The organism is Pararhizobium gei, from assembly GCF_029223885.1.
GTDB lineage: Bacteria > Pseudomonadota > Alphaproteobacteria > Rhizobiales > Rhizobiaceae > Pararhizobium > Pararhizobium gei.
In genome coordinates this window covers 1-14,559 of sequence record NZ_CP119410.1, presented here as the reverse complement: position 1 = coordinate 14,559, position 14,559 = coordinate 1, and the positions used below count along the sequence as shown (strand labels likewise).

14 protein-coding genes and 3 pseudogenes are annotated in these 14,559 nt (G+C 58.3%); 8 read left to right on the top strand and 9 right to left on the bottom strand.

Features of this window, described 5'->3' with window-relative positions; translation table 11 throughout:
* Window positions 1–10: 10 nt before the first annotated feature.
* The 5 genes from PY308_RS21080 to PY308_RS21060 form a co-directional block, all read right to left on the bottom strand.
* Window positions 11–1,255 (bottom strand): ABC transporter substrate-binding protein, encoded by a 1,245-nt coding sequence (locus tag PY308_RS21080; RefSeq protein WP_275791382.1) that lies wholly within the window; start codon window positions 1,253–1,255, stop codon window positions 11–13.
* A 79-nt stretch (window positions 1,256–1,334) separates the two neighbouring features.
* Window positions 1,335–2,477, bottom strand: coding sequence for a Gfo/Idh/MocA family protein (locus PY308_RS21075; protein WP_275791381.1), 1,143 nt, complete (start codon window positions 2,475–2,477; stop codon window positions 1,335–1,337).
* 14 nt (window positions 2,478–2,491) lie between these two features.
* Complete coding sequence (locus PY308_RS21070; RefSeq protein ID WP_275791380.1) at window positions 2,492–3,253, bottom strand: sugar phosphate isomerase/epimerase family protein; 762 nt, start codon at window positions 3,251–3,253, stop codon at window positions 2,492–2,494.
* A 41-nt stretch (window positions 3,254–3,294) separates the two neighbouring features.
* Window positions 3,295–4,407, bottom strand: a complete 1,113-nt coding sequence (locus PY308_RS21065) for an ABC transporter ATP-binding protein (RefSeq protein ID WP_275791379.1) — start codon at window positions 4,405–4,407, stop codon at window positions 3,295–3,297.
* Window positions 4,404–5,285: a carbohydrate ABC transporter permease gene (locus PY308_RS21060; RefSeq protein ID WP_275791378.1), complete on the bottom strand. Its 882-nt coding sequence runs from the start codon at window positions 5,283–5,285 to the stop codon at window positions 4,404–4,406. Before PY308_RS21060 ends, PY308_RS21065 begins: the two co-directional genes overlap by 4 nt.
* A gap of 396 nt (window positions 5,286–5,681) precedes the next feature.
* Between PY308_RS21060 and PY308_RS23020 the strand changes: the two are divergent.
* Window positions 5,682–5,765 (top strand): annotated as a pseudogene (locus tag PY308_RS23020) (LacI family DNA-binding transcriptional regulator); the annotation flags it as partial.
* A 3-nt stretch (window positions 5,766–5,768) separates the two neighbouring features.
* Window positions 5,769–6,713 carry a LacI family DNA-binding transcriptional regulator gene (locus PY308_RS21055; RefSeq protein WP_275791377.1) on the top strand — a complete coding sequence of 315 codons (945 nt, stop codon included), beginning with the start codon at window positions 5,769–5,771 and terminating at the stop codon, window positions 6,711–6,713.
* Between the two features lie 152 nt (window positions 6,714–6,865).
* On the opposite strand, the gene PY308_RS21050 is transcribed toward PY308_RS21055, so the two are convergent.
* A complete protein-coding gene (locus PY308_RS21050) occupies window positions 6,866–7,102 on the bottom strand; it encodes a hypothetical protein (protein WP_275791376.1) in 237 nt (78 codons plus the stop codon).
* Between the two features lie 15 nt (window positions 7,103–7,117).
* Here PY308_RS21050 and PY308_RS21045 point away from each other — a divergent pair, with 15 nt between their 5' ends.
* The 6 genes and pseudogenes from PY308_RS21045 (at window position 7,118) to PY308_RS21025 (ending at window position 10,831) form a co-directional block, all read left to right on the top strand.
* A complete protein-coding gene (locus PY308_RS21045; protein WP_275791375.1) occupies window positions 7,118–8,113 on the top strand; it encodes a site-specific integrase in 996 nt (331 codons plus the stop codon).
* 422 nt (window positions 8,114–8,535) lie between these two features.
* A pseudogene (locus PY308_RS23015) lies at window positions 8,536–9,039 on the top strand (MATE family efflux transporter); the annotation flags it as partial.
* A 386-nt stretch (window positions 9,040–9,425) separates the two neighbouring features.
* A pseudogene (locus tag PY308_RS23010) lies at window positions 9,426–9,701 on the top strand (MATE family efflux transporter); the annotation flags it as partial.
* 33 nt (window positions 9,702–9,734) lie between these two features.
* Entirely contained in the window at window positions 9,735–9,929 is a 195-nt protein-coding gene (locus PY308_RS21035) for a hypothetical protein (RefSeq protein ID WP_275791373.1), read from the top strand.
* Window positions 9,926–10,348 carry a glyoxalase superfamily protein gene (locus PY308_RS21030; RefSeq protein WP_275791372.1) on the top strand — a complete coding sequence of 141 codons (423 nt, stop codon included), beginning with the start codon at window positions 9,926–9,928 and terminating at the stop codon, window positions 10,346–10,348. The genes PY308_RS21035 and PY308_RS21030 overlap by 4 nt, the downstream gene beginning before the upstream one ends.
* Window positions 10,349–10,354: 6 nt before the next feature.
* Window positions 10,355–10,831 carry a hypothetical protein gene (locus tag PY308_RS21025; protein WP_275791371.1) on the top strand — a complete coding sequence of 159 codons (477 nt, stop codon included), beginning with the start codon at window positions 10,355–10,357 and terminating at the stop codon, window positions 10,829–10,831.
* A gap of 125 nt (window positions 10,832–10,956) precedes the next feature.
* Here PY308_RS21025 and repC read toward each other — a convergent pair whose 3' ends face one another.
* From repC to repA, 3 genes are all read right to left on the bottom strand, one after another.
* The gene (repC, locus tag PY308_RS21020) at window positions 10,957–12,171 is read right to left on the bottom strand and encodes a plasmid replication protein RepC (RefSeq protein ID WP_275791496.1); all 1,215 of its coding nucleotides are present in this window, start codon (window positions 12,169–12,171) and stop codon (window positions 10,957–10,959) included.
* A gap of 154 nt (window positions 12,172–12,325) precedes the next feature.
* Complete coding sequence (gene repB, locus PY308_RS21015) at window positions 12,326–13,348, bottom strand: plasmid partitioning protein RepB (protein ID WP_275791370.1); 1,023 nt, start codon at window positions 13,346–13,348, stop codon at window positions 12,326–12,328.
* Window positions 13,345–14,559, bottom strand: a complete 1,215-nt coding sequence (gene repA, locus PY308_RS21010) for a plasmid partitioning protein RepA (protein ID WP_275791369.1) — start codon at window positions 14,557–14,559, stop codon at window positions 13,345–13,347. Before repA ends, repB begins: the two co-directional genes overlap by 4 nt.

Genomic DNA, 14,559 nt, shown 5'->3' with positions numbered 1-14,559 from the left:
CGGCTTCTCTTTATTCGGTCGTTTCGATGGCCTGCGCAAGCGCGGCGACGAAATCGTCCGAGGTCATGGATGGCGTGTTCCAGAACTGGATGACAGCATCCTGGACCGCACCGACGCGGTCACTCGATGTCATCATCTCGATCCCGGCCACCTGCTGTTCAGGGTTTTTCATCGCTGCAAAGCCCTTTGCGGCACAGGCGTCGAAGCTCGAGGGATCGGCGTCCAGCCGGGCGGGCAGACCGCCCTTGAGATTGTTGAACGCCACCTGGACCTCCGGCGACATCATCGTTTCCGCCAGCAGCTTGTGCACCGGCGCCATCTCCGCGCTGGCCGATTTCGGAAGAACGAATACATCGGAACTCATGATGTAATAGTCCTTGCCGCCAAAGCCGATGGTGCAGTCATAGTCGACGCCCGGCTTCAGTCCGGCCGCGGTAAACTCGCCCTTGGCCCAGTCGCCCATGAACTGCACGGCGGCCGTTCCCTTGATCACCATGCTGGTGGCATCGTTCCATTTCAGACCGGCGGATCCGGCATCCATATAGGTCGTGTATTTCCTCAGATCCTCGGCAAATGCCTTGAATTCCGGCGATTTGACCACGTCCACATTGCCATCGCGGAAAATGGCATAATAGAGATCGAGATCACCGCGGAACATCATCAGCTGGTAGAAGACTTCCAGCTGGACCCAGGGTTCGCCGGACTGCGCGACAGGCGTGATGCCGGCGGCCTTGATCTTGTCCAGCATCGGGAAGAACTCGTCCCATTTCGTGGGAAGGGTCACGCCCGCCTTCTTCAGCGCCGACGTCGAAGACCACATCCAGTTCACGCCGTGATTGTCGATCGGGATAGCGTAAACCTTGTTGTCATAGGTGACGGCCGACATGAATGCCGGTGGCAGGGCATCTGCCCATTTACCAGCCTCGGCATAGGGCGTCAGGTCGGTCAGATAATCCTGGGCGGCGAGGTCAGTGAACTGCTTTCCACCGATGAACTGCAGTGCGGCCGGCGGCGAACCGCCGACGATTGCGCTTGTTGCGGCGGCAAGCGCGCTTTCGTAGTCGGGCACGGCATGGTCCACCCATTCCCCGCCCGCTTTGTTATACGCGTCGACGAGGGTTTTCAGCGCCGCAGCCTCACTGCCCGTTGTCCACCAGTGCATGACTTCGGCCTTGCGCGTTTCCGCATGAACCGCTCCGAGCGCCGTCATGGCGATCGCACCGGCAAGGATCGATATTTTCGAGAGATTTTTCATAAAGTCCCCTTTTTTTTGATGGACTACGTTTTCTACCTGATGTGAATTTTCTGTGGTCTTTGCGCTGTATCCCGCACCACTAAGCGGCATCGGCGGCAAACAGTGCGGCCTCCTCGGAGGAAAGGGCCGCAGGCCGGGCGCAAGTGCTGCCGAGTTCGATCACGCGGTGCTGAAGGGCCGCTTCCTCGATCGCCAGCATGACATCCAGCGCATGGTAGCCGAGCTCGCCGGAGCAGCGGTGCGGAACACCTGCCTTGATGCTGCGTGCCATGTCGGCCAGGCCCATGCCGCGATAACATGAATAGGGATACTCATCGGCCCAGAGCCTGTTATCGGCGCCAAACGGCAGGGTGGCGGTCTGCTCGCTCGCAAACGCGCCCGCTTCGGCCGCGAAATCGACGGTGCCACCGAAATTGTTGGGATCGGGAACGCGCAGCGTGCCCGCCGTGCCGTGCAGCTCGATCGGGCGGAGATCGTAGTTCCACACGTCCCAGCTTGCGAGAAATGCAATTTCGGCGCCCGATTCGAAGCTCAGGAGCGCGTTGAGGCTGGTGAAGGTCTCGACCTTGACCGTCTGGCCCTTCATCGGGCCTTCGGCGGTCACAAGCCGTTCCGGCGTGCCGATGCGTCCGGTCGCCTGAACCCGCTTGACCGGGCCAAGCATGTTGATCAGCGCCGTGACATAATACGGCCCCATGTCGAGGACCGGCCCGGCCCCCTTCTGGAAGAAGAAGGCCGGGTTGGGATGCCAGTCTTCCATGCCATGCGACATGACGGTGGCAAGGCCGGTGACGACATCGCCCAGCTTGCCGGAATCGACGATGGCGCGGGCTGCCTGAAGGCCTGGTCCGAGGATCGTGTCCGGGGCGGAACCGACGCGTACGCCCTTGAATGCAGCTGCTTCGAGTACCGACCGGCCCTCCGCCAGACTGATGGCGAGAGGCTTCTCCGTGTAGACGTGCTTTCCGGCCGCAATCGCGCGAAGCGAGACTTCGGCATGGGCTGCGGGCACCGTCAGGTTGAGGATGATATCCACGTCGTCGCGCGCCAGGAGCGCGTCGATGGATGCCGCTTCGATTCCGTATTTCGACGCTTTCGCCTCGGCCACGTCGAAACGCAGATCCGCGCAGGCGATGTAGTTGATATCGCGCAGCAAGGGTCCGTTCTGGAGGTAGGTGTCGGAAATATTGCCGCAACCGACAATGCCCACATTCATGGTCATGAGTGTCCGCCCTTTCAGTTGGCTTGCAGCGACAGCAGCGCGGCCGCGCTTTCTTGCGCGAATCGGCGCCAATCGGCTGGCTGGTCATGTTCGAGCACGGCAACGCGTGCGCTCGAGGCGGCAACGGCAGGCCAGATGGCCTTCCAGTCGACGACGCCCTGACCGAGATGCGCCCAGCCATCCTGATCGAGGTTTTCACCGGCCGGTGCGATATCCTTGACATGCACGGCGAGCAGGCGATCGGAATAGCGCGAAATCCACGGCAGCGGGTCGATCCCGGCGCGCACGACCCAGGCGACGTCGAGCTCGAGGCCAACGCCGTTTCCGCCCAGCAGATGCTCGATCGGCATCGAGCCATCATCAAGCAGCGTGAATTCGAAATCATGATTGTGCCAGCCGAACTTGAAGCCCGCGGCCGTGAACACGCCGTTCAGCGTTTCCAGCCGGTCACCAAGTGCCTTCCAGCCCGCCGCATCGACCGGCCGGTCTTCGGGATCGAGCCATGGGGCGATAATGTTCTTCATGCCGAGCGCCGTTGCAATCTCGATTGCGCGCTCCGGCTGGCTTTCCAGCATCGCCAGATCGAAATGGCCGCTATCCGCCGACAGTCCGTTTGCCTGCAGCCCTACCTTGAAGCCCGCGAGATCCTCGTAGAGATCGCCGTAAGGCTCGACATTGGTGAAACCGAGCGCGGAAAGGGTTTTCAGCTGCTCGCCAAGCGGCGGGAATTCGCGGGCGGAATAGAGCTGGAAAGAGAGTTTGTGATCGAGTGACATGCTGTTGACCTGTTGACTGATGGAATGGAATTGGTGAGCGATCAGAGCCGGAGGCCGCTGTCTGCGGCAAAAACCGATGCTCTGGTGAGATCGAGCGAGAACGACACCCGGTCGCCGACCGAAGGCACGATGTACGCCGTCGTCCGGATTGTGAGCGACGCCCCCTGGAAATTGACCCAGACGATGGTTTCCGCGCCCAGCGGCTCGATCAGCGACACACTGCCCTCAAGCTGCTGCTTCTGACCGGGCGCTCCGGCTCCGGAAACGATCGCCAGATGTTCCGGCCGGATGCCGAGCGTTGCCTCGCCCTGATAGGCGGTGCTGGTAATGGCGGCGGCAGAAAGATCAATGTGGGTCTGGCCGCAAGTGAAGACCGGTTTGCCCTGCTGCGTGGACAGCGTACCCTGAAGAAAGTTCATCTTCGGCGAACCGAGAAACCCTGCGACGAAGAGATTGGCCGGACGCGCATAGACCTCGGCGGGCGGCGCCAATTGCTGGATCTGGCCGTTTTTCATCACGGCTATCCGGTCGGCGAGTGTCATCGCCTCCACCTGATCATGCGTCACGTAGATCATGGTGTTGCCGAGGCTGTGGTGCAGTTTCTTGATTTCAACACGCAGTTCCGAGCGCAGCTGCGCATCGAGATTGGACAGGGGTTCGTCGAACAGGAACACGTCGACCTCGCGCACCAGCGCCCGGCCGATGGCAACGCGCTGGCGCTGCCCGCCGGAAAGATCTGCGGGGCGGCGCTTCAGCAAGTGTTCGATCTGCAGCAGAGAAGCGGTGCTTTGAACCCGCTCGCGGATATGGTCCGTCTTAAGCCCCTTGATCTTCAGGCCAAAACTCATGTTCTGCTCGACAGTCATACGCGGGTAGAGCGCATAGGACTGAAAGACCATGCCTATTCCGCGGTCCTTCGGCTCTGCCCATGTCACATCCTTATCGGAGATCCAGACTTCCCCGCCGGAGATATCGCCGAGACCGGCGATGGCATTGAGCAGGGTCGACTTGCCACATCCGGAAGAACCGAGCAGCACGAGGAATTCACCATGCGCGACGTCGAGCGACAGCTTGTCGAGGACGGTCGTATTGCCATAGGCAATCGTCAGGTCGCGGACGGAAACGGAGGTTTTTGCGGTGGTGTTCATAGTCATCCTTTGACCGCTCCTGCTGCAATGCCACGGACGAACCAGCGCCCGGAGAGGAAATAAATGAGGAGAGGCACGGCGGCCGTCAGCATCGTTGCCGCCATGTGCACATTGTAGGGCCGCTCGCCCGTTCGCGCGTTGATGAGTGCGCTCAGTTGCACCGTCATCGGCTGGTTTTCCTGCCCCGCGAAAATCAGGCTGAAGAGATAGTCGTTCCAGATGCCGGTCGCCTGAAGAATGGTGGCCACGACAAGAATAGGCGCGGACATCGGCAAGAGGATCGAGATGAAGATCCGCCAGAAACCGGCACCATCCACCTTCGCCGCCTTCATCAGATCGGCAGGAATTCCGGAATAGAAATTGCGGAAGATCAGCGTGGTGACCGGTAGGCCGAAGATGACGTGGATCAACACGACACCACCCAGCGAATTGCTGACCCCGAAGGCGGCGAAAGTCAGGGAAAGCGGATAGATGAACAGCTGATAGGGAATGAAGGCACCGACGAGCAGGCAGGCGAACAGGATTTCAGCGCCCTTCACGCGCCAGAATGTCAACGCATAGCCGTTGACCGCCCCGAACATCACCGACAGCACCACGCTCGGAATGAGGATCTTGATCGAATTCCAGAAGCCGCCCTGCACGCCTGAGCACTTCAGGCCCGTGCACGCCCGCGACCAGGCTTCGACCCATGGCTCGAATGTGATCTGCCGCGGCAGGCTGAAGATGTTGCCATCCCGGATTTCCGGCATCGACTTCAGCGAGGTCACGATCATCACGTAGATCGGTGCGAGGAAGAAGATCGCCGAGACCAGCAGAAACGACCAGAGCCCGATCTGCGCGTAGCGAAAGCTTGATGGCCGCCGATGTGTTCTGGAAGCTGTCACAACGCAGCTCCGCAATCCGAAGTCCCGCGCCACTGCGACTGCTCAAGCGGCAGCCATGCGGGAGAACCGAAGATCCTTCCCCGCCCCTTGCGCACATCAATATCGTCCAGATCCACCATACAGTCCTGTCTTTCGACGATCTCACAGCCCGGATACAGAGATTAAAACGTTTTCATTCTCATTCAAAAAAAGGCGCCGTCGTGCCGGGATTTTTCGGAAATTGAATTGCGAAACCGATTATTCCGTTGATATCTGCTGTCTCGTTGATTAAAACGTTTTCATCAAACATCACCTTTGTCAATGCGAGTGCCTTAAAAAAATGCGGGCTATTGCTTTGTTCAAAAATTCGCCACTGTCGGATATGGCGCTGGCGCCGAATGGAAAACGGGAGACACGATGGCTTCGATAAGAGACGTTGCGCGGCATGCAGGTGTTTCGAACGGAACAATCTCCCGGTATTTTCATGAGCCGGAACGGGTCCGGATGGAGACGCGCAACAAGATCCAGGTGGCGATAGAACAGCTCGGATATCTGCCCAATGCGCTGGCGCGAAATTTCCGGCTGGGCAAGACGAAGCTCGTGCTGGCACTGGTTGGCGCGCTGGGCGACCCTTTCTATGGGGATGTGCTGGCCGGCGTCTCCTATGTTGCCCGGCAGCGCGGTTATCGCATTCGCATTCAGGAATTTACAGCAGGCAGTCTCTCACACACGGATCTGAACCACATCGTCACATCCCGCGAAGCGGATGGAATCATCGTACTGGGGGGCGCCGCTCCTTTCAGGCGCAATGCCGGGGAGGGCGAATCTGCCGCCAATCCGGCGATCGTGGTTTGCGGTGAAACCGCGGATCCGGAACTGCTGCACTATCCGCGCGTGCAAATAGACGGGTTCTCTGCCGCCAGGGAGATTACCCTGTATCTGATCGGCCTCGGGCACCGCAACATCGCCTTCATGCGCGGCGAGCCCGGCTTTTCCATGATTCAGGATCGCGAAACGGGCTACAGGGCGGCCTTGGAGGACGCGGGCATCGATATTCCAGATGACTGGCTGGCGGATGGCAATCTCATCATCAGCGATGCACGGCGCGCAACACGGAAACTTGTCAACGCGAAAACGTTGCCAACCGCAATCGTCTGCGCCAACGATGAAATGGCGCTTGGCACCATCTCCGAGTTGCAGACGATGAAGTTCAGCGTACCCGGTGACATCTCGGTCGTCGGCTTCGACAACATCCGCTATGGCGAAGTCTCCAACCCTCAGTTGACGACTGTAGCGCAACCCGCCCAGAGTATCGGGGAGACCGGCATGTATCGCTTGCTAAAAGTGATGGATAACCCGTTGTCTGAAGCTGGCGTCGTTTATCTACCGCATCGAGTGATTATAAGACAGTCTGCTGGGATCGCACCAAAGTCTCGATCTATACGATAGTTAAGAGTGGCAAGCAGACCTGCCCGCTATTTCGTGAAGACCCTGTGATCTCCTGGAGAAGAGAGAATTCAGCCCCCTAATCTCTGTAAAGTGGCAGCGTCTGTCATTGCATAGTAAGCTCAGTTGGCGATCTAACCATCGATAAGTACCTCTTATCGATGGTAGTTGATCTGGAGTCGCAAATCAGAAAGAATCCGGTAAATCCACGGCCGCTCGGCCGTTAAAAGCCGCCGATCCGGAGTTTCTCTGCGGCCAAGCCGTCCATTTCCAAGACCGCCGTCGATCGCCGCGCCGACGAACTCGACACCATTGCCAGCGTCCTGCCGATCGACCGGCGCGACGAACTGGCCGAACTGCTGACCGACCAGGATGTCGAAACGCTGCGCCATCTGGTCAATGAGGGCATGGGCGAAAACACTCTGCGCGCCCTCACCTCCGATCTCGCCTATCTACAGGCCTGGTCGCTTGCCGCGACCGGCGCCTCCCTCCCCTGGCCGGCGCCCGAAGCCTTGGCTCTTAAATTCGTCGCGCACCATCTGTGGCAGCCCGAACAGCGCGACATCGATCCTCACCACGGCATGCCAGCCGATGTCGAACAGAGCCTTCGGGAACAGGGTTTTCTGCGATCGCCAGGGCCGCACGCGCCCGACACGGTGCGGCGGCGGATTGCCAGCTGGTCGACGCTGACGAAATGGCGCAGGCTGTCAGGCGTCTTCTCCTCCCCTTCGCTGAAATCCGCGATACGGCTCGCCGTTCGGGCAACTCCGCGTCCGAGGAAACGCAAGAGCGCCACGGCAGTGACCGGCGACGTCCTTGCCAAGCTCCTCGAGACCTGTGGAACCGACAGCCTGCGAGACATCCGTGACCGCGCAATTTTGATGGTGGCGTTCGCGTCCGGCGGTCGTCGCCGCAGTGAGATTGCCGGTTTGCGCAGAGAGCAGCTCTCGGTCGAGGCGCCCATTACCGTCGAAGGCGGCCCTCCCCTCCCCTCTCTCGCCATACATTTGGGTCGCACCAAAACGTCTGGCTCCAAGCACGATGAGGTCGTTTATCTGACGGGCCGGCCCGTGGATGCGCTTAACGGCTGGCTTGCGGCTGGAAGAATCGAAAGCGGGAGCATTTTTCGGAAGATCGATCGCTGGGGCAACGTTTCGAAGCGGGCGCTGGAGCCGAGTGCGGTCAACCAGATCGTCAAGCAGCGGGCGGCGCTGGCGGGGCTGGCGCCCGGAGAGTTTTCGGCGCACGGGCTGCGATCGGGCTATCTCACGGAGGCCGCCAATCGAGGCGTCCCTCTGCCAGAGGCCATGGAGCAGTCCCGCCACAGATCCGTCCAGCAGGCCTCCAGTTATTACAACAATGCGACCAGGCGAACAGGACGAGCCGCACGTCTTCTGTCGTAGACGCCGCTTAGCTACATGAAGGCATAGAGCTCGACGCCACTTATCGGAAAAGACGATTGGCCCACTAGCTGCGGTTTCGCTTGCCTCAATTTCGCTACGGTCCACCAGTGGAGGAGCTGCAGGCGTCCGGTAATTGGATAGTCTGCTGATACCCAAAAAATCAGACGTAAAAATGAAAACGCAGCCGGGATGTTTGCGTCGAACTGGATTTGCCCAAACGTGCGCGAATTTTCCCACATGCGCATCCATTGACAATGTCTGGAATGCATGGTCCTTCTCGCGAAGGTTCCGGGCACCTGCCGCCTGCAGACGCAAGTCACGGTGAAGCCCGGTATGTATAGATCGTCCTCACCCTCGAAGCATTTCGTCGGTGGCAATGCAGGCCCCATCTCAGTCGAAATGCCTCTTTGGAGGAGTGAGTGATGTCTTCGCGACAATCGCCCGAAAACCGTTTTCTGACTGCCTCGCCGGGCAGAATTTTTGCCGCCACCGCTTTTCCTATGATTGCCATCATGGTGATGAACGGGATGTTGGGTATCATCGACGCAGTGTTTCTCGGGCATTTCGTCGGTGCGGACGCCATCGCGGCAGTGGGCATGGCCTTTCCAGTCCTCATGCTGACCATCGCGCTTTCGACCCTTGTCAGCGGGGGAATGTCAAGCCTGCTGGCTCGCCAGCTTGGCGCCGACGACCGTAACGCGGTCAACGCAACATTCGCCGGTGCGCATGGACTTGCGTTGACGATCGCTTCAGCGCTGATCGTCATCTTCTGTGCTGGCGGCTGGGGTTTCGCCCTGCGCGTTGCGGGCGCCGATGGCCCGGTTGACGAAATGGTGTGGGTCTTCCTGGCGATTACCGTCTTCGGAACCCCGGTACAATTTCTGCTGGGTGTTCACGCCGATGCCTGGAGGAACGAAGGACGGGCGGGATTGATGGCGCTCATGTCGCTTGGGGTCACGCTCATCAACATTCTCTTGAACTACATCCTGGTTGCGGTACTGGAACTGGGTGTTGCGGGTTCGGCCACGGGCACGCTTCTGGCACAGACGCTGGGATTGGTGCTTCTGGCCGGGCTACGCCCGTTCCTTGGGGGCATGATGCCGCTCAACAGCCTCTGGCGGAACCGCTGGACCGGCAGTTGGAGGCTTATTGTTGCGCTGGGCGCTCCCATCAGTCCGGGTTTTATCGGAATGGCGCTTTCAGCCGCCAGCGTGGTGCTTGCCCTCCGTCTTGCAGGCAGCACCGACTACGCCAGGACCATTGCCGCCTACGGGATCGTGACACGCATTTCGGTTTTGCCTTCCTGCCAATCATGGCGATCGCGATGGCGATGCAGAGCATCGTCGGCTACAATGTCGGTGCGCGTCTCTACACTCGCTCGGATGCGGTCCTGCGGATCGCTGCGGCAACGGCATTACTCTACTGTCTTGCAGTTGAAGTTTTGCTGTTCAGCGCGGGCACGGTCGTCGGAGCAGCCTTTGTCGCTGATCCGGATGTCATCAGCGAGGTCGGCCGATTACTTCGTCCCATGGCTGCGGTCTATCTCTTTCCCGGACCGGTTCTTGTGCTCGGGCTTTATTTCCAAGCCATCGGCCAACCGGCCCGCTCGGCTCTTCTGACCATGGTCAAGCCTCTTATCCTGTTGCCTGTCTTGGTCACGATTGCTGCGGCAATGTTGGGCGCGGATGCGATTTGGTTCGCCTATCCGTTGGCCGATGGCGTGGCCGCAATCATCGCAACTCTTGTGCTTGCCACCGCGCGGAAGGCGCGGGGAAACGCCGGTATCGGGCTGAGGGCCGTGGAGAACCTGTCATGACAGTCAGAACCATTGCAGAAGCAAAGGCGCACGCAAAATCCTTTAGGAGCGCACTCGCCGCCGACGGTACCGTACTAGGCCATGCCCAGGTACTGGAGCTCGTCGCCCGACAGAACGGCGCGCGCGACTGGAACACGTTATCTGCCAGACTGGCCAAGGCTGATCCCCCTCCGTTCCATTTGCACCAAAGGGTGCAGGGGCGGTATCTTGGGCAACCCTTCAAGGGCGAAATTACCGCATTGTCATCCTCGGGCACATACTATTCCATGACTGTGCGTTTCGATGAACCGGTGGATACCGTTACATTCGACAGTTTTTCCAACATGCGCCGGATCGTAAAAAGCATGGTCGACACTACCGGAAATTCTGTCCGTAAAACTTCGAACGGGGCGCCGCACCTGACTTTAAGCGCGTTATGAGACGAAGTGGAGTTCATTCGCGAAATCCCACAGAGAGTCCAAACTCTCCAGATAGCTACTAACCTGTTCTGGCGCGGCGTCTTCGGACACTTGTTCATCGGCGCCTATATGGCTTGGTGTCATAGCGAGGACCTGTGGGGCTCGATCCAAGCTGTCGGAGTGGCGGATCTGTGGATGATGATCCTCTCGACACTCGCCACAATCTGCCTCATGAACCCGCTGCGCCTGGCGCCGGTGGCAGACGTGATGACAATACATGCCGCCCTTCCCTTCTTAACTGCCTTGTTCGCACTCGCCTTCATCCGGGGAAAACCCCACTCAACCAGGTCGTCAACCGACATGTTCGGCGAGAAGTGCACAGGCACCAGCATCGCCGTGTTGCTGCTGTTGTTCGCGGCTGCGCTCTCATTCTATTTTCTCAACAGAATGCTGGTTCGACGTTTTGTTCCGCTGCGAGGAGACGAGTCCGCATTCTGCTGTTAAAAAGGTAGCGTGAAAAACACTGCCTTTTCAGCTATTTACTACAGTGGTCAGCTGACCACCAACGGTAGCAGGCTCTCGAGAGGTTTAGTATCGCCAGCCTGCAGTCCAGCACCCTGTTCTCAGCCTTACCCAGCCTTCAAGATACTCTGGCCGCTGACTTTCAATAAGGCCATAATCATCGGGCCGAGAGAGAACTCCCCACGCTCTGTTCGGCGCGTCAGATCGCGCAGATAGCCCCCGGGCGAGTTGATAAACGCCGATCGCTCCAGAACGCACGCGATCGCGGTAGCCGCATTCTCTGGCCCCATAACTTCACAGGCTTCCTGGTAGGCCGACGGGCTTACGCCCAGCATTGACCGAACCACCACCGCGGCCGACATCAGATCGCGCCAACTTGCAATCGCGCCGCCCGGTCCATAGTCGGCGATCATTGGACATGCCCTGAGAACCATTCCCAATGGGAACTCCTTTCTCTGCTTCTTCAGCGGTTGGCGGATATCACTCGTCCCATCGCCCTGCTCTTTTCTAGAGCTAGGTTCAAATTCAGTTAAGAATTCGGTATTTGAATTCTGTATGTGCTGCTCATTATGATCGTCATTGGTGCTATTATTTTGAGGATTCCCTTGAAATTCCAATCGATTGACGATTTCCTCGTGAAGCATTTGCATTTCTTCGAGTATCCCAGTGACGTCAGTCAGCGTAGGGGCGCGGGGGATCCTGCTCACAAGGGCCACGTAAATCTCCTCGACCACTTGCCAGTCGCCGTCCGCGCCTTCTTCCATGGCCGCGGTGATCAGCTTCCGGACATCACGTCGGCAAATGGTCAAGCTCTCTTTCGTCTTTCTGAAAGCTGCGCGACTAGCAGCTACCTGCTGAGCCAGCATCGCCAGTTCTTCGGATCGGGCGAGAAGGGGGGACAGGTCGAAACCAAACGCGCACTCGATCTGACCTGCCCGATCTTTCCGAGCATAGCGCTTCCCGTTGGCGCTATCTTTCCGCACGATCAAGCCTGACTCCACGAGCACGGCGATATGTCGGCGCAACGTCGCGCCAGCCATTCCGTGGGCTCGTAGCGCAAGCTGAACATTCGATGGAAAGACAATCAATTGTGCGTCTTGGCGCAATTCATTATCTGGATAGAAACTCAACAGCGCGTCAAGAACCGCAAGGCTATTGGATTGGATCCCAAGCAGATCCATGGCGGCAGAAGCATCCCTGAAGACCTTCCACTTGTCCGCAGTCTTGCCTGGTTTAATGTCGACCATCGCCACTTGCCGCCGCACGAGCGCAAGCGTAATCGGTCGCCGCCCAAATGGCGTCGTTACACTTCCTGTCTGCATCATCTTTCACCTTTCAGCAGGCAAAAGAAATTCACTCACCAAAATGGCGCCAAGTCTCTTGACGAGGATTCGAGGAAATGCGATTCTGTTCTTGCTACAGAGACAGAAGGGCTTCCGCGACGGCGACGTTGAGGGGGCTCTTTTCTTTTGCGGGTTACTCTCCCTGTTTCCGTTGGTTTTGTGCGCGGTGCGCTTGAAAAAGCGTCGGCAACTGTTCAAGCACAAAGGCCGCGAACTCCGGCGTCGCCTTCTTGTCGATCGTGATTTCCAGTTTGGACTTGCTCTGCGTAACCTGCGCAATTCTAGCACCGTCCGGTGTTGACATAACTTCAGGAAGCCCACGAGCCACTCCGCGGGGCTTCAGGTTGGCGATCACTGCCTTGAACCTTTCCGCCGACGGGAGAGCCTGCACCTCATCCGATAGCGCGTATTTTGACGCTTCCGCCAAGCAGGGTGCCTTTTCGACAAGTGCCGCCAGTTGCTGCCAGCTCGGCCGCCCGATCCCGGGAGCTGCCCCAATCGCATCGATCAAATCCGAGGGGAGGGCGTCGACGAGCAGAAGCATCTTCGACAGATTGCTTTTGTCGATCGACATTGCTGCGATAACGATCTCGCGTGCAAACTGCTTGTTCAAATGATACGCGAAGCGCGCCTTCTCGATAAATGTAAGATCTTCGCGCTCATTATTTTCCTGGCCCTGGGCAACGACCAATTGCTCATCAGTCAAATCGCGAACAATTGCTTTGATCGGAAGACCCAGTTCTGACACCGCCCGAAGCCGACGGTGGCCGAAGGCAACCTGATATCGCCCGGGCTGATCCGGGTGAGGTCGCACGAGGATCGGAACCTGCTGGCCTTGCTCTCGGATGGATGCCAGGAGCCCGTCGATGTCCCCTGCCATGCGATCCTGCACGAAGGACGGATCGATGGCTGAAGCGTCCAACTCGATTACCGCCTGCCCCTCCGCCAGGCGGCGCTCGATCTCTTCAGCACGGCTCAAACGATCATTCTGTTCACGCAGTGCGTTGCCAATATTCGCTGTCAGCTTTGTTGCCGGATCGCGTTCTTTCCTGGCTACACCCAGAAGCGGCATTGACCGCGTTTTGCCTGCAAGGTTATCCGCAGGCGATGCGTTGGGGGCGTCCGTCGAGACGCCAAGGATGTGCTTCCTGCTCATGTGGGTCTACCCCATGCTTTTTTTATTAGGGACTCGATCTCGTCGTTGACGGCGTTCATGGCCTCCAATGCGCGATCATAGGTCGATCGCGTAAACTGGCCACGCTCGACTTCAAACAGAGTTTGGTTTGTTAGCCCCGCATCCGATACCGCTGTAGTTTTAAGCATCGGAAAATTGAGAACATTTTCGCCAAAAATCGACCGCAAGTAGCCGACCATCTGGTTTTGTGGTCCGTCGCTCGGTTCGAAACGGGTAATCAAGTAGCGCATCCAGTTGAACTTGAATTCGGCGCCAGCGCTCTCAATTTCCCGCAGTAGGTTCGATGTCATTGCCAGAAACTGGTTCATGGACATCACATCCAACATCTGTGGGTGGACAGTGACAAGGATTGATGTCGCGGCCGTCAAAGCTGATAGCGTAAGGTAGCCAAGTTGGGGGGGGCAGTCGATAACGACGACGTCATAGTTATCCGCGATGTCTTCAATCGCCTGGCTGATCCGACCGTAGAAGAGCGTGTCGCCCTCCTTGCGTTTCATCAACGCGCGCGGCGTGTCGTGTTCAAATTCCATCAGTTCAAGGTTACCGGGAATCAGATGAAGGTCAGGAATATATGTTCCTCGGACAACTTGCTCGATCGGTACTTGCTCATCATCGTATCTGATGGCGCCGTACAGCGTTTCGTTCGGGCCAACATCGGTTTCCGGTTGGCTGCCGAAGAGCGCGGAAAGGCTGGCCTGAGGATCAAGATCGATAGCTAGGACGCGGTATCCACGCATTGCGAGGTACTGGGCCAGATGCGCGGCGGTAGTCGTTTTGCCTGACCCACCTTTGAAATTCATAACGGAGATAACTTGAAGCTGCTCACCGTCTCGACGATGCGGGAGGTACCGACGGTTCCCGCGGCCAACTTGGTCCATATGCTTGCGGATCGCATGGATATCTTCGATCGAGAAAATGCGCCTGCCGCCCGGGCTCATGCCGACATTCAACTCTGGCATTTCCGAAGCAGTCTGTCGTAGATAAGACTCTCCGACACCGAGCAACTTAGACGCCTCGGACGGTCCGAATGTCCGAATTCCCTTCTCAGAAGTTGGTGGGAAAACTTTCAGATGATGTGCTTTAAGTTGGCTAGAAAGCGCGTCGGCATGACGCTCCATTAATGCGGTCAAGCCTTCAATCACAGGTGCTGTTTTCGGGGCGGTCTTCGCCAT

What these genes read in the sequence shown, in the direction of transcription:
- repC (WP_275791496.1), bottom strand. Translation starts at nt 12,171, where the DNA reads ATGCAGACAGGAAGTGTAACGACGCCATTTGGGCGGCGACCGATTACG.
- PY308_RS21055 (WP_275791377.1), top strand. Translation starts at nt 5,769, where the DNA reads ATGGAGACGCGCAACAAGATCCAGGTGGCGATAGAACAGCTCGGATAT.
- repA (WP_275791369.1), bottom strand. Translation starts at nt 14,559, where the DNA reads ATGGCGAAGACCGCCCCGAAAACAGCACCTGTGATTGAAGGCTTGACC.
- PY308_RS21035 (WP_275791373.1), top strand. Translation starts at nt 9,735, where the DNA reads ATGGTCAAGCCTCTTATCCTGTTGCCTGTCTTGGTCACGATTGCTGCG.
- PY308_RS21070 (WP_275791380.1), bottom strand. Translation starts at nt 3,253, where the DNA reads ATGTCACTCGATCACAAACTCTCTTTCCAGCTCTATTCCGCCCGCGAA.
- repB (WP_275791370.1), bottom strand. Translation starts at nt 13,348, where the DNA reads ATGAGCAGGAAGCACATCCTTGGCGTCTCGACGGACGCCCCCAACGCA.
- PY308_RS21045 (WP_275791375.1), top strand. Translation starts at nt 7,118, where the DNA reads ATGGGCGAAAACACTCTGCGCGCCCTCACCTCCGATCTCGCCTATCTA.
- PY308_RS21080 (WP_275791382.1), bottom strand. Translation starts at nt 1,255, where the DNA reads ATGAAAAATCTCTCGAAAATATCGATCCTTGCCGGTGCGATCGCCATG.
- PY308_RS21030 (WP_275791372.1), top strand. Translation starts at nt 9,926, where the DNA reads ATGACAGTCAGAACCATTGCAGAAGCAAAGGCGCACGCAAAATCCTTT.
- PY308_RS21065 (WP_275791379.1), bottom strand. Translation starts at nt 4,407, where the DNA reads ATGACTATGAACACCACCGCAAAAACCTCCGTTTCCGTCCGCGACCTG.
- PY308_RS21075 (WP_275791381.1), bottom strand. Translation starts at nt 2,477, where the DNA reads ATGACCATGAATGTGGGCATTGTCGGTTGCGGCAATATTTCCGACACC.
- PY308_RS21050 (WP_275791376.1), bottom strand. Translation starts at nt 7,102, where the DNA reads ATGGCGCAGCGTTTCGACATCCTGGTCGGTCAGCAGTTCGGCCAGTTC.